This is a genomic window from Vibrio rumoiensis 1S-45 (assembly GCF_000286955.2).
In the GTDB taxonomy this organism is placed as follows: Bacteria; Pseudomonadota; Gammaproteobacteria; order Enterobacterales; family Vibrionaceae; genus Vibrio; species Vibrio rumoiensis_A.
Genome location: NZ_AJYK02000055.1, coordinates 20,004 through 35,110, shown reverse-complemented (window position 1 = coordinate 35,110; position 15,107 = coordinate 20,004). Strand labels below are relative to the sequence as shown.

11 protein-coding genes are annotated in these 15,107 nt (G+C 40.2%); 6 read left to right on the top strand and 5 right to left on the bottom strand.

Annotation, left to right across the window (positions count from 1 at the left end; all coding sequences use genetic code 11):
• Positions 1 to 231 precede the first annotated feature (231 nt).
• Positions 232 to 1,920, top strand: coding sequence for an NAD-dependent malic enzyme (locus tag A1QC_RS07090; RefSeq protein WP_017024132.1), 1,689 nt, complete (start codon positions 232 to 234; stop codon positions 1,918 to 1,920).
• Between the two features lie 248 nt (positions 1,921 to 2,168).
• Positions 2,169 to 2,933 (top strand): SanA/YdcF family protein, encoded by a 765-nt coding sequence (locus tag A1QC_RS07085; RefSeq protein WP_017024131.1) that lies wholly within the window; start codon positions 2,169 to 2,171, stop codon positions 2,931 to 2,933.
• 18 nt (positions 2,934 to 2,951) lie between these two features.
• Here A1QC_RS07085 and A1QC_RS07080 read toward each other — a convergent pair whose 3' ends face one another.
• Positions 2,952 to 4,271, bottom strand: a complete 1,320-nt coding sequence (locus tag A1QC_RS07080) for a GGDEF domain-containing protein (protein WP_017024130.1) — start codon at positions 4,269 to 4,271, stop codon at positions 2,952 to 2,954.
• Between the two features lie 304 nt (positions 4,272 to 4,575).
• Between A1QC_RS07080 and A1QC_RS07075 the strand changes: the two genes are divergently transcribed.
• Complete coding sequence (locus A1QC_RS07075; protein WP_017024129.1) at positions 4,576 to 5,403, top strand: DUF2797 domain-containing protein; 828 nt, start codon at positions 4,576 to 4,578, stop codon at positions 5,401 to 5,403.
• A gap of 109 nt (positions 5,404 to 5,512) precedes the next feature.
• On the opposite strand, the gene A1QC_RS07070 is transcribed toward A1QC_RS07075, so the two are convergent.
• The gene (locus tag A1QC_RS07070) at positions 5,513 to 6,760 is read right to left on the bottom strand and encodes a cysteine desulfurase-like protein (protein ID WP_017024128.1); all 1,248 of its coding nucleotides are present in this window, start codon (positions 6,758 to 6,760) and stop codon (positions 5,513 to 5,515) included.
• The gene (locus A1QC_RS07065) at positions 6,747 to 7,412 is read right to left on the bottom strand and encodes a 2OG-Fe dioxygenase family protein (protein ID WP_017024127.1); all 666 of its coding nucleotides are present in this window, start codon (positions 7,410 to 7,412) and stop codon (positions 6,747 to 6,749) included. The genes A1QC_RS07070 and A1QC_RS07065 overlap by 14 nt, the downstream gene beginning before the upstream one ends.
• Positions 7,413 to 7,740: 328 nt before the next feature.
• On the opposite strand from A1QC_RS07065, the gene trxB reads away from it, so the two are divergent.
• The 3 genes from trxB (at position 7,741) to cydC (ending at position 12,431) form a co-directional block, all read left to right on the top strand.
• Positions 7,741 to 8,697 (top strand): thioredoxin-disulfide reductase, encoded by a 957-nt coding sequence (trxB, locus tag A1QC_RS07055; RefSeq protein WP_017024125.1) that lies wholly within the window; start codon positions 7,741 to 7,743, stop codon positions 8,695 to 8,697.
• A gap of 217 nt (positions 8,698 to 8,914) precedes the next feature.
• On the top strand, positions 8,915 to 10,717 hold the full coding sequence (cydD, locus tag A1QC_RS07050) for a heme ABC transporter permease/ATP-binding protein CydD (protein WP_017024124.1): 1,803 nt from the start codon (positions 8,915 to 8,917) through the stop codon (positions 10,715 to 10,717).
• Positions 10,710 to 12,431, top strand: coding sequence for a heme ABC transporter ATP-binding protein/permease CydC (gene cydC, locus A1QC_RS07045; protein WP_017024123.1), 1,722 nt, complete (start codon positions 10,710 to 10,712; stop codon positions 12,429 to 12,431). The genes cydD and cydC overlap by 8 nt, the downstream gene beginning before the upstream one ends.
• Positions 12,432 to 12,551: 120 nt before the next feature.
• Here the strand turns inward: cydC and serC are convergent, their stop codons facing one another.
• Both serC and A1QC_RS07035 read right to left on the bottom strand, forming a co-directional pair.
• Positions 12,552 to 13,634, bottom strand: a complete 1,083-nt coding sequence (serC, locus tag A1QC_RS07040; RefSeq protein ID WP_017024122.1) for a 3-phosphoserine/phosphohydroxythreonine transaminase — start codon at positions 13,632 to 13,634, stop codon at positions 12,552 to 12,554.
• A gap of 155 nt (positions 13,635 to 13,789) precedes the next feature.
• Positions 13,790 to 15,052 (bottom strand): DUF945 family protein, encoded by a 1,263-nt coding sequence (locus tag A1QC_RS07035; protein ID WP_017024121.1) that lies wholly within the window; start codon positions 15,050 to 15,052, stop codon positions 13,790 to 13,792.
• Positions 15,053 to 15,107 lie beyond the last annotated feature (55 nt).

Sequence of the window (15,107 nt, the reverse complement as noted above, 5' to 3'; positions counted from 1 at the left end):
ATATCGTATTACATTAATCTAAAAAGCATAAATTAATTTTAACCTATTGTTTTTAAATGAATTAATAATTTTCAACATTAATCTCGAATTAATAAAAAGCATTTTTATGTGCGCCAAAGCCAAACATCAAAGAAAAATTGTTTACAATGTTAAGCATGATTTTATGATAGACCTATACTCAGTCCTAGTTATCAATAAACACAATCTCGCTTGCCGGAGAAGAGCCAAATAATGAATAACGATAAACGTCCCCTATACATCACTTATGCAGGCCCTGTTTTAATGGCTACCCCGCTACTTAATAAAGGCAGTGGCTTTACTTTTGAAGAACGCAAAGAATTCAACTTAGAAGGCTTGCTACCAGAAGCAACAGAAACGATTGAAGAGCAAGTAGAGCGTGCTTACCTGCAATATCAAGCGTTTGACAGTGACATGGATAAGCATATTTATCTTCGTAATATTCAAGACACCAACGAAACCCTTTTCTATCGATTAGTTCAAAATCACATTACTGAAATGATGCCTATCATTTATACGCCAACCGTAGGCGCTGCATGTGAAAACTTCTCTAACATCTATCGCCGTGGTCGCGGGTTGTTTATCTCTTACCCAAATCGAGATCGCATTGATGATCTAGTCAACAATGCCACCAGCCAAAATGTAAAAGTTATCGTGGTCACTGATGGCGAACGTATTCTTGGTTTAGGCGACCAAGGTATCGGCGGTATGGGGATCCCTATTGGTAAGCTATCGCTATACACTGCTTGTGGCGGCATTAGCCCAGCTTATACTCTTCCAATTGTATTAGATGTTGGTACTAATAACCCTCAACGTCTTGCCGATCCAATGTACATGGGCTGGCGTCACCCTCGTATTACTGGCTCTGAATATGACAAATTTGTTGATGATTTCATGCAAGCGATCAAACGTCGCTGGCCTGATGCCTTGATCCAGTTTGAAGATTTTGCTCAAAAAAATGCCATGCCATTATTGGAACGCTACAAAGACAAAGTCTGTTGTTTCAATGATGATATTCAAGGTACTGCTGCCGTTACTGTTGGTTCGCTTATTGCGGCTTGTCATGCTGCAGGCAGTAAGTTATCAGCTCAACGAATTACGTTTGTGGGTGCAGGCTCTGCAGGTTGTGGTATTGCAGAAGCTATTATCGCTCAAATGGTATCGGAAGGTTTAAGCGAAGAGAAAGCGCGTTCTCAGGTTTATATGGTCGACCGTTGGGGTTTATTACAAGAAGGTATGAAAAATCTTCTCGACTTCCAACAAAAACTTGTTCAACAACATAAAAATATTTCCGATTGGGAAGGTGATGAGCAAGGCTTCTCATTATTAGATGTAATGCGTAATGCCAAACCTACCGTTCTAATTGGAGTTTCTGGTGTTCCTGGTTTATTTAGCCAAGAAGTCATTGAAACCATGCATGCACATTGTGACCGCCCTATTATTTTCCCACTCTCGAATCCAACGAGCCGTGTGGAAGGAACCCCTCAAGATATTTTCCAATGGACCAAAGGCCAAGCACTGATCGCGACAGGTAGCCCATTTGCTCCGGTAAAATACGAAGGCAAAGATTACCCAATCGCCCAGTGTAACAACAGCTACATTTTCCCTGGCATTGGTTTAGGTGTGCTTGCTGTATGTGCCTCTCGAGTGACCGATGAAATGCTTATGGAATCAAGCCGTGCATTGGCAACGTGCTCACCTCTTGATCAAAAAGGAACGGGCGCACTATTACCCCCCTTAGAAGAGATTCACTTAGTATCGAAAAAAATCGCCTTTGCGGTTGCTAAAAAAGCGATTGAACAGGGTGTGGCATTGTCCATTACCGATGAAGCGATTGAAGCGGCAATTGATAATGGTTTTTGGCAGCCAGAGTACCGTCGTTATAAGCGTACGGCCTTCTAGTTCATAAAACACACAGTAATGACAACAGAAAGTTAGCCCATTTTAATTTTTCGATTAAAGTGGGCTTTTTTATTTTTAACCCATCAGGTTGACTGGTATCATCAAATTTCACTCAAGTAGGCATTCATGGTGGATCCAATGGATAAGGCATCAATACTAAGACCATATCACCACCATTGTTCATTTCAGAAAGAACCTTCTATTCTTTCTTATCTGAACTTTCTTACACACAAGGTTTCTAGGCAGTCATGGAAGTGATAGCAGTAACACACAAAAGAAAACACCAAGTGATCAAGTGGCTGACCAGAGGTTTGGCCTCTTTAGTGATCATGGGACTATTGTGTTTGCTTACTATCTTCTTTATTGACAGGATAATCAGCTGGAAAACACAAAGTTCCATCTACCATAATATCGACGATGTTCCTCAATACGAGGTCGCAATGGTATTAGGGACCAGCAAGTACATTGGCCGAACGCTTAACACTTATTATTCTCACCGCATTGACGCCGCAATAGAGCTACATAAACGAGGTAAAATAAAATCGTTTTTATTAAGTGGTGATAATGCACACCGTTCTTACAATGAACCGTGGACAATGAAACGTGATTTGCTAAAAGCAGGTGTGAAAGAAGACTCGATTAACTTAGATTATGCAGGATTTCGGACCTTAGATTCCATTATTCGTGCACGAGAAATATTTCTTGCTGATAACTTCCTGATTATCACACAAGATTTCCACTGTGAGCGTGCATTATACATTGCTCAGTATCACCATATTAGCGCCCAGTGTTTAGCCGTTCCTGGACCGGAAGATGATTCTGGTTTCCAAATACGCTTGAGGGAAGTGTTTGCTCGTACTAAAGCCTTTTTAGACCTTTATGTATTAAACGCTCAACCTAAATTTTTAGGTCCGATTAATCCCATTATGGAAACGGATATAGAATCAAGTATGAATATAGATACAAACGCAATCTCGAACATAAGCCAAAACAAAGCATCGGGAACAGAATGAATCGAGCATAGCAAGAAATCAATCTAATCTCATAGACACTTCTACACGATTTCGCCCATTGTTTTTAGCGGTGTATAATGCTTCATCGGCTCTTGCAATAAATTCTGCAATACGTTCTGTGGGCTTCATTTCGGCCACACCTAGACTGCATGTTATTTTACCAACCTCTTGCCATTGATGAGCTGCAACCGTTGCCCTAACTCTCTCAGCAATACTCGTTGCAACATCTAATGTTACTTCAGGACAAAAGATGACAAACTCTTCTCCACCCCAGCGCACAAAGTGATCACCATCTCTCAATTGAGAACTCACCACTTTAGCAAACTCACAAAGTACTTGATCGCCAATTTGGTGACCAAAATGATCATTGACTGTCTTGAAGTGGTCAATATCCATGTAAATAATCGATAAACTTGAAAGCTCCCAACGTACTTTTCTTGCAGTCGCATCCAACCACTCACGGATAGCGTGCCGATTACTAATACCTGTTAGCTCATCTTTTAATGCCATTTGAGCGGCTTGGCTATATTTATTCGCCAAAGTAACATTGAGTTCATCAAGATGCTGAGTGTGCTTTTCCATCTTATTTACGCGCTTTCTGTAAGCAATCACTTGCAAGACTAAATACACAATCGCAGAACATATCCAAATAGAAAGAAGAATAGCCGCAAACCAAACTGGTTTAATATAATCGCCTTTAAAGACAATATGATTAACTCGGATCTCATGCTTCCCAAGTGTTGAACCTGAATCGGTAGCAATCTGAATCATAGGGACATTATCAAAGTTCACCCCTGAATCATCCAGCCCAACGTGATAATCAAATATCCACCAAGTTAACACTTGGAATTTGTTATAACTTACGTCACGGCCTCCTTCCCCATAGCCTGTTTGATATTCTACCCCATTGTATTTCAACGTATTATCATCTTTAGGATCAAAAACATTGGGTTCATAATTTCGAATATTGACTCGAACTCTATGTGTTCCCGTTTTAGGGCCTTTATAGTCGATATCAAGGTACACAGAGCGATAACCAGATAGATCTAAACCTTTAGAGATGTCATCACTTAGCTTTATTGTCATCTCACAATACGGCCACAAATAATCACTTTTCTTTAATTCACAATCCATTAAGGCTGATTCATCTAAGAGTTTTAATTTAGCTGTACTCTTACCTCCAATAACTTGATCGCTATTTGCTGAATACGAATAATAATCAGGTGAAATAACCAACTCTTTATTATGGCCAAATGCCGTATATAAACCAAACAATATAATATTAATAACTATAATAATAACAATGGATTTATTACGATTTAATTTAAATTTTAACATTTTTGCCTTTTAAGTGTTCGGTATTTACTAATATAGATTTTGATATTCAGGTTCTCAGTGAATCGATCATATTATAAAACCATACTAAAAGTAAGTCATGCCAGGCTATTCAAGTAGAATACACAAACATCGACTGCTCATTACGTTTACACTTCTTGTATAATTTTATTTACAATTAATAGCACGAATATACTCACTGAATCCTAACAAAAAATATATAACTAGTATCATAAACTCTGTCCGCATATACCAAAATCACTATAATTTAGATACACTGCACATAAATCAATAATAGAGTATAAGCATGTCATTTACCGTCACTGGAATTCTTTCAAAATTACATTCAAGCCTAGATCCCCATCACCAAGTTCAATATTCCATCCCTATTGGTGAACAGTTAGTTGAATTAAACCAATATATTGGACAAAGTATTACCTTAACTCATACTGGTAATATCTTTTGTTCTTCTTGCGGAAAAAAAACCAAAAAAAGCTATTCACAAGGCCATTGCTTTGTCTGTATGAGAAAACTGGCTAGTTGCGATATGTGTATTATGAAACCTGAAACCTGCCATTATGAAGCAGGCACATGCCGTGAACCCGAATGGGGCGAAGCCAACTGCATGGTGGATCATTATGTCTACTTATCGAATACTTCAAGCTTGAAAGTCGGAATTACCCGCCACACCCAGATCCCAACGAGATGGATTGATCAAGGCGCGACTCAAGGCTTACCGATCTTCAAAGTAAAAACCCGACATATCTCTGGGCTTATCGAAGTCGAGTTAGCCAAACATATTGCAGATAAAACCAATTGGCGAACCTTGCTAAAAGAAGATGGCAGCCCTATTGCATTAGAAGAAAAGTTTGCTGAACTTTTACCGCTCATTGAACCTACGATTGAATCAGTTCGTCAACAGTATGGCCCAGATTCAGTACAAATTTTGGACGGTGATATTACCCCTATTGTATACCCGGTCAATGAACATCCAGTGAAAATTACCTCGCATAATTTTGACAAAAATCCAGTGGTTTCTGGTGTATTAAAAGGGATAAAAGGTCAATACCTGATTCTGGATACTGGCGTGATCAATATCCGTAAATTTACCTCGTACGAAGTTACTTTTGAATAACCCTCTTTAAAGAACTGTATTTTGAATGGTTCTCTTTTGAACCATTCACTTTAAACCGTTCACTTTTAAAAATGAAATCTGTCTTCAATATATCTATAGACAAGTGACTTCAAGATGCAGAATTCAAACATTGTTCAAAATGCTCAAAGAAGGCATCAATCTCATCTACCGTATTGTAATGCATCAAACCAACCCGCAGTAAACCGCCCTCGTTTTCACACCTAAGTTGTTCAACCAAACCTTTGGCATAGAAGTGCCCACTCCAAACACAAATATTGTTTGTCGCGAGCGTTTGAGCGATTTCTAAAGCGTTTTTCCCAGAAACTTTTAATGCGAAGGTCGGTGTTCGCCCAGATTGTAAATTAGAATGCCCATACAACCTCACCTGAGGAAATCGTTGCAGCTTTTCTAGAAAATATTCCGTCAATTGATGCTCATAACGCTGATATTGCTCATAACTGCGCTCTAAGCGTTGCCTTAATGGCTGTTTTTTATCTCCAAGTGACCCAAGGTGTTCAACACAAGCAATCAAACCAGCCAATGCTTCAAAGCTTTGTGTTCCAGTTTCATAGCGCCCCGGCCCAATATCAGTTGCAGGCTCTACCTTGTATGGATTAAGTGCTTTTAACCATTTGGGCGCAATGTACATTAAACCAATATGAGGCCCAAAAAACTTATACGCAGAACACACCAAAAAATCACACCCTAGATCTTGAACATCAATCAGGTAATGTGGCGCGTAATGAACTGCATCCACATACACCATCGCTCCTACCGATTTTGCCAATGCCACTACTCGCTTTATATCAACAATGGTTCCAGTAGTATTGGATGCCATAGTAACGGCAATCAGTTTGGTCTTTTCATTGACGACACTAGCCAAATGTTCGTAATCTAAATCGCATTCAGGTAGGCAAACATCAATTTGATGCACCAAAACACCTTTATCTTGTGCAGCCTGCTGCCAACTCGATACATTCGCGTAATGATCGAGATTGGTGACGATAATTTCATCTCCTGATTGCCACCTTCTCGCAATGGTTCGGCTCATATGGAACGTCAAGCTCGTCATGTTAGCGCCAAAAACAATATTCTCTGGCTGCTCAGCATTTATCAAGCTTGCTCCATAATAACGGGCTTCGTTCATGGTATTCGTAGTTATTTGACTTGAGAAAAATGCCCCACCTAGATTGGCATTATAATGACTCAAATAAGCCAACATGCTTTGTAATACAACGTCAGGAATTTGAGAGCCTCCTGGCCCATCTAGAAAAACCACAGGTTTATCGTTATGCGTTTGTTGCAGTGCGGGAAAAGTCTGGCGAACTGCATTAATTGGAAAATCAGTTCTGAACATTTCGCCCTTCCTTCGCAGTGAAAACCATAATGTCCATATAACCATTTTTATCGTGTTCTATCGCCCGTATCGGTTGAGCGTTGTGCCAAAAGTGATGGTCATCAAGAATCGCAATTTCACCATCTTCTAACACTTTCCTAAAAAATGGTGCTTGATGGCTATCATTGTAAAGCATGACTTCTCCTCCCACGATATTGTGCCTCGCCACGCCAATTAAAGCGATGTGATCAAAGCCATCTTGGTGAACCCCTTCAGGTGCAACGGGCGTTTCATCCAACACACTAACCACCCTCATTTGGTGTATCTCTATCTCTTGCCCATTGGGTAAATCATTCGCTTGCGTAAATAATTGACACAACGTTAATAAGCCCTGACTTTGTAGTACTTCATTTTCGATAGATTCAAAACGGCGAACCACATCCCCTTGAAAATGATTAATATCACTGGTTTGCATAAATTCATGCTTATCACTGGGTACAATTTTTCCATTCATTAAATGCACGACTGAATAGCGTCTCAATCTGTAATGCCCATCGGCGTGATTGGTTCTAGGAAGAGACTCAAAACTGGGTAGCATGGCTTTCAGCAACTCCGGTTCGATGCGAAAAAGCTGTAAGTCTTGTTCAACTCGATCAAGCACTAGGTGTTCCATAATAGTTGTCCTTAAAGTCGGTAACACATTAAGATTAGAAGATCCTGCCACTCATTCAAATTTATAAGCGATATATTTGATAAAATACAAATATAAAGATAATAACTCCAACAATTCAAACCGAAGGCAGTTTAAAACACCATGGTAAACGCAGGAAATCAGCTTAAACCAAACTTTTCCACTAAAGAAAATACCCTGTACGCGCTTTCCATTATTTTCTAACGTAAAAAACAACGAATTCACATCTATTACTTTCTTTAAGGCGTCATTTTCCCTACAATCCGAACACACGTTTTCACCTTTCATCGTATTCAAATTTGGAGCTTTCATGAGCAACGTTAAGCATTGTAAATTACTTATTCTTGGTTCTGGTCCTGCTGGTTACACCGCAGCCGTTTATGCAGCTCGTGCAAACCTGAAACCAGTGTTAGTAACGGGTATGCAGCAAGGTGGTCAGCTAACCACAACGACTGAAGTCGAAAACTGGCCGGGTGATGCTGAAGGCTTAACTGGTCCGGCACTAATGGATCGCATGAAAGAGCATGCAGAACGTTTTGAAACAGAAATGATTTTTGACCATATTAATGAAGTCGATTTCAGTCAACGCCCATTCCGATTAAAAGGTGACTCAAGTGAATACACTTGCGATGCGTTAATTATTTCAACAGGTGCTTCAGCAAAATACTTAGGTCTTGATTCAGAAGAAGCATTTAAAGGCCGCGGAGTATCGGCTTGTGCAACCTGTGATGGTTTCTTTTACCGTAATCAAAAAGTGGCGGTTGTGGGTGGCGGTAATACAGCGGTTGAAGAAGCGCTCTACCTATCAAACATCGCATCTGAAGTACATTTAATTCACCGTCGCGATACTTTCCGCGCTGAGAAAATTTTGATCAACCGTTTAATGGACAAAGTACAAAACGGCAACATCGTCCTTCATACTGATCGTACTTTAGAAGAAGTGGTTGGTGATGAAATGGGCGTAACCGGCGTTCGTATTAAAGATACTCAATCTGATAATGTTGAACAAATCGATGTAATGGGTGCTTTTATTGCTATTGGTCATCAACCAAACACGGCAATTTTCCAAGGTCAACTTGAAATGAAAGATGACTACATCATTGTGAAATCAGGCCTTGACGGTAATGCTACTCAAACCAGTATTGAAGGTATCTTTGCTGCGGGTGATGTCATGGATCATAATTACCGCCAAGCAATCACTTCAGCAGGAACGGGCTGTATGGCTGCATTAGACGCAGAACGTTACCTAGATAGCCTAAACGATTAATAAATACCAATAAGAAGAGGGTAATCCCCCCTCTTTTATGGTGATTAACTAATTGAAAATAAAGCTGAACGAATTGAATTTATCCCTGTCCTACAGCTAAATCATCACGTTGTTCAGCCTTATTTTATTGTCATCTCGCATCTATGATGTTCAGTGCAACTTGCAACGTCGATGCAGCCCTGTCTCTTTTTAAAATCCAGTTGGGAATCAGTCTTACATGGATAAACAGCACAGAAGCCATCTAAATAAGTGGCTAAAACAACAAGGTAAATTGGCTAAATTTTGGCTATTCACGACCATCGGCTTAGGCGTACTTTCGACCGTATTTTTACTCGGTCAAGCTGGTTTTCTCGCCTCTATTTTGCATAACATCATCATAGAACAAACCGATAAACATCAATTAGTGCCTTCTTTTATTGGATTAGCGCTAATGATTGTTGGGCGAGCGGTTTGTACGTGGGGACGTGAAATTGCAGGTTATCGTTGCGGTGAGTATGTTCGCATTTATATTCGCCAACAAATATTAGATAAATTACGAGACTTAGGCCCGGCTTATATTAAAGGGAAACCAGCCGGAACATGGGCAACACTTTTACTGGAACAAGTGGAAGAAATGCAAGATTTCTTCTCTCGTTACTTACCTCAAATGTCACTGGCGGTATTCATTCCCTTTATCATTCTGGTGGTTGTTTTTCCATTCAACTGGGCTGCTGGCTTAATCTTCTTAATCACCGCGCCACTTGTACCGATGTTTATGGCGTTAGTTGGCATGAAAGCCGCGGATGCCAATAAAAAGAACTTTAAAGCACTGCAACGATTATCTGGGCATTTCTACGACCGCCTACAATCGATGACTACCATCCGTTTATTTCACCGTGCAGAATCTGAAACAGAATTATTGCGTGGCGCATCTGAAGTGTTACGCAAAAGCACTATGGATGTATTACGCATCGCGTTTTTATCCTCTGCGGTTTTAGAGTTTTTCACTTCAATCTCTATCGCTATTACCGCCGTCTATTTTGGCTTTAGCTACATTGGTGAATTGAACTTTGGCTATTATGGTGCGGGTATCACCTTATTCACTGGGTTATTTATCTTAATTCTAGCCCCTGAGTTTTATCAGCCATTACGTGATCTAGGGACTTACTACCATGCTAAAGCTCAGGCCTTAGGTGCAGCAGAAAGTTTGGTGGAATTTTTAGAAGCCGATGTAGAGGCAGCAAAATCGGGCAGCACCCCACTTCCAAACCCTGAATCCATCACCATTACGGCTGAAAATTTAGAAGTGTATAGCTCTGAGAAAAACAAAGATTCTCAAAAAATAAAGCTCGTAGGGCCTATTTCATTCTCAATGAACACCAGCCAAACCACCGCCTTAGTTGGACCAAGTGGTGCAGGTAAAACCAGCTTAATTAACGCAATTCTTGGCTTTCTTCCTTATCAAGGATCGTTAAAGATCAATGGCATTGAAGTGAAAGACCTTGATTTAAAAAGTTGGAGACAAAACATTAGCTGGGTCGGTCAAAATCCACTTTTAGTCAATGGCACTATTTATGAGAACGTCACATTAGGTCAGCAAAACATATCAGAACAAGAAGTAACTAAAGCATTAAAAGATGCCTTTGCTGATGAATTCATTGAAACTCATGGTTTGGATTATCACGTGAGTGATCGATCTGGCGGCCTATCGGTTGGACAAGCCCAACGCATTGCTTTAGCTCGCGCCATGTTACAAAACGGCCAGTTTTGGTTATTGGATGAACCAACGGCTAGTCTTGATGCTCACAGTGAGCACCTCGTCGCTACCGCACTGAATAACAACACTGTGGGTAAAACAACCTTGATGGTTACTCACCAGCTCGACCACTTAAAAACGGTAAAAAATATTCTTGTTATGCAATCAGGTCAAATTGTTCAATCTGGTCATTATAATGAAATTAAAGAAGTCGGATTATTTGCTCAAATGCTATCAGCAAAAGTAGAAATCGATAGCGAGAATAAGGGGAATTTAGATGCGTGAGTTAGCACCTTATCTCAAGTTATATAGAAAGCACTGGTTTAGTTTATCTCTCGGGATGCTCTTAGCTTTTGCGACCTTAGTCGCATCGATTGGCTTATTAACATTATCTGGTTGGTTTATTGCGGCGGCCTCTGTTGCCGGTTTAACCATTGCTCGTGAAACCTTTAACTATATGCTGCCAGGTGGTGGGGTTCGTGGTTTCGCCATGGCAAGAACTGCCGGGCGTTGGGGTGAGCGTGTTGTTAGCCACGACGCCACATTCAAATTGTTGGCAGATTTACGGATTTTCTTCTTTAAGAAGTTAACGCCGTTGATCCCTGGTCGTCTGTCTAAACTGCGTGATGCGGATTTACTCAACCGATTAGTGGCCGACGTAGATGCCATGGATCATGTGTATTTACGTTTAGTGAGCCCAATTATTGTGGGCATCTTTGGTATCGTATCGTTAACGTTTCTTCTTGCATGGTTTGATCTCACCATAGGCTTAACCCTTGGCGCGATTTTACTAACCTTGCTTTTGCTTTGGCCGATTATTTTCTACAAGTTAGGCAAGCAAAATGGTGAAACTCTCACGCAAAATAAAGCAAAATTACGAATTGCCACGCTGGATTGGGTTCAAGGGCACAGTGAATTAATTCTATTTGGTGCAGAACCTAAATATAGACAAGCCATTAGTGAACATCAGGATAACTTAGTAAAAAACCAATTCAAAAACGCGCATTATACTGGTCTTGCAAGTGCCCTACTTCTTCTTGCTAATGGTTGGAGCTTAGTTCTGATCATTTGGATGGCAGCCGATGGTGTGAATGGTCAACCACCAGGCCCAATGGTCGCTCTTATGGCTTTTGCAACCATGGCAAGTTTTGAGCTATTAATGCCAATTGCTGGTGCATTTCAATACTTAGGGCAAACACTTGAATCAGCCAGACGATTAAATGAAATTTTACATGCAACGCCTGACATTGTTTTCCCTGAATCCGGCACAGAACATGCCCAAGAATACAGCCTGGCACTAAACGATGTGAAGTTTAAATACTATGAGAGTGAAAATTTTGCGTTAGATGGTGTATCACTATCGTTAAAATCGGGGCAAAAAATGGCCATTGTGGGTCAAACTGGTTCGGGTAAATCAACGTTACTTCAGTTACTTACTCGTCAATTTGATATTACTTCTGGAGAACTGCATATCGGCAATAGTCCCATTACCCAGTGGACAGAAAAAGGCTTGCGCGAATCCATTTCAGTGGTGAGCCAACGAGTTGATATATTAAATGGCACATTAAAAGACAACTTACATTTAGCTAAGCCTACAGCGAATGATGAAGAGCTACTGAGCATTTTAAAACAAGTCGGTCTTGAACATTTAAATGAAGGTTTAGGATTAGACACTTGGCTAGGCGATGGTGGTCGTCAATTGTCTGGTGGTGAAAAACGTCGCGTTGGTATCGCTCGTGCTATTTTGCACAATGCACCAATTTTATTGCTAGATGAACCAACTGAAGGTCTAGATAAACAAACTGAACATCAAATCATGCAATTACTGGAACAGCATTCACAAGGTAAGACGGTTGTGTTTGTCACTCACCGCTTAGTCGGCCTTGATCGCATGGATAGTATTTGTTTAATGGAACAGGGTAAGGTCGTTGAACAAGGAACTCATCGTGAGTTACTGGCTCAACAAGGTTTATATCAGCGTTTACATCAACGCTTATAATCCTGACTTGAAGACATAAAAACGCCATGGTCACTTCAGATTAAGTTTCCATGGCGTTTTTGTTTGTGATGGATTTTTCTAACTTAAATAGCCTTAGGTTTAATAAGTTGTTTTGCTAACTTACGCGTTGTTTTGCTCAAACTCTTTCATAAAATCAACCAGAGCTTGTACCCCTTCTAGCGGCATCGCGTTATAAATAGAGGCTCTCATTCCACCCACTGCACGATGGCCTTTTAATGCTTGTAGGCCACGAGCTTCCGCTTGCTCCAAGAATAAAGCATCCAATTCAGGTTTAGCTAATTGGAATGGTACGTTCATTAATGAACGGTTATTGGCATGTACATTGTTACGATAAAATTCAGACTCATCAATGTATTGATACAAAGTTGCCGCTTTTTCACGATTGATTTTTTCCATCGCAGCAACACCGCCATTCGACTTCAACCATTTAAAAACTAAGCCCGATAAATACCATGCGTATGTTGGTGGCGTGTTGTACATTGATTCTTTTTCGAACAACACTTTGTAATTCAAAATACTTGGCAATGCTGAGTGAGCCAATTCAAGCAAGTCATCACGTACAATCACAATACATAACCCTGCTGGGCCAATATTCTTTTGTGCACCAGCGTAAATAACACCATACTTTGACACATCAATTTCACGAGATAAAATCGTTGACGACATATCCGCCACAATCGGTTTATCCGTTATTGGCAAATCATTAATTTCAATGCCGTCAATAGTTTCATTTGGGCAGAAATGAACATAAGCCGCACCTTTTGATAAAACCCAATCTGAAGCTGGGATAATCGCTGTTTTACCATCAATGATGGTCGATGCATTGATCACATTCGGCTCACAGTATTTTTGTGCTTCTTCAACAGCGCTCGCCGCCCAATAACCACCATCAATATAATCAGCTGTCTTTGCATTACCTAATAAGTTCATTGGTACAGCGGCAAATTGAGCACGTGCTCCACCTTGGCAAAAAAGAACTTTGTAATTACTTGGGATAGACAATAAGTCACGCAGATCTTGTTCTGCTTCCTCAGCAACCTTTAAAAAAGGTTTACTGCGGTGACTGATTTCCATAACGGAAGTGCCAAGCCCATTCCAATTAATAAACTCTTGTTGAGCTTGTTGCATCACTGCCTTTGGAAGACTTGCGGGGCCCGCACTGAAGTTATAGATAGGTTCCATGATAAATATTGCTCCTGCTACATACGATGAATGGTTTAAATGTAAAAATTACCTACAGTAATACCACTTTTTTTGTCGCCTTCAAAACACCTTTTTATAGGAAGCAATAAAAAAGAGGCCAAGTTGGCCTCTTTAATGTCCTGACAAGCGAAAGTTTACATAAACAATGGTGCGAGCAAGACAAAGAGCGGCATTTTTTTACCACTCTTAAACTCGACATTACCGTCTTTCACTTCACCGTTAATATGATAACCATCTGTTTTATGCGTCATCACACCTTGCTGAATTAAACCGTCTAATCCAGATTGAATGAAAGGAAACTCCGTCACCATTTCATTCGAAATAAAAGCATTGGTGCCACCAGTCAATGATGCTGGGATCGTCATTGGGTTTTGAGTCACATTTTTTTTACCCGCAGGGAAGTTCAGCGTTAAATCTCCATCAAAGTGACCTTTACGTATGGTCGCTTTGATTTTATTGACTGCGACACTAAAGCCTTTCTCGAACAAAGTATCAACTTGCCCCATTATCGATTTAACATTGTCATTGGTTAAATCTTGACCATGTGTTTGATACACATCCAATAACGCTGAGAAGGCTGGCATGTCGATATCATTAAACGACACTTCAAGGCCTAGGTCAGTTAAGGTGTCATCTTCAACATCAATACTGTCTACCGATATTTTATGATGACTACTGAAGGTTTTCTGTTCTGCTTTTTCTTCTGTGTTGAACTGGTAATTGAACTGGTGAACATTCACCATACTTTCTCCGGTTGGGGTCAACATGTTTACTTCACCTAAGGCTGCCTCTTGCTTACCCAACCAAAAGCCATTCACTTTTTTACCATCACCAGAACCACTAATGCTTTTTAGTAACAAGGATTCACCATTAGAAAAATGTCCATTAAAGCTTTCTAATTGATAAGCGAATTTAACGTGACCATCACGACTAATATCTGCTGTCATACTACCTGGAGATAATTCCAATTTAGAATTCAAGTCGTTTGCGAAATTAAATTCCATCTTTTCGCTTTTCATTTCAACGGACGATGAGCCATTAATATAAGTCACAGAATGAACGGTAGCTGGTAAGGCTTTATAGTCATCCAGTCTTGTATCAGAAGAAACGCTGAACAAACCATGATTAATTTGATGATCCAGTATAAAGCTCGTAGGAAGACCATTCAGTTCAAGTTGTTGCTTTAACGCTGGATCAACAACGGTGACTTGTGTTTGTGCCGTTGCAGTCAAATAACCACGATCGTATTTCACAATCTCTACTTTAACTTCTTTTTGATCCAGCTTTTGTATTGCATCTGTAATCGTCGATTGAGCAAATTGACCAATCGCTAACGGCCAACATGCAACAATGGCAACTGCCCCACCAATTGCTGCATACTTTTTCAAATTATTCATGTTGTTCCTTTCCGGTAAAATAAACTCAGTTTATCGTAATTTGAATTCACTTGTC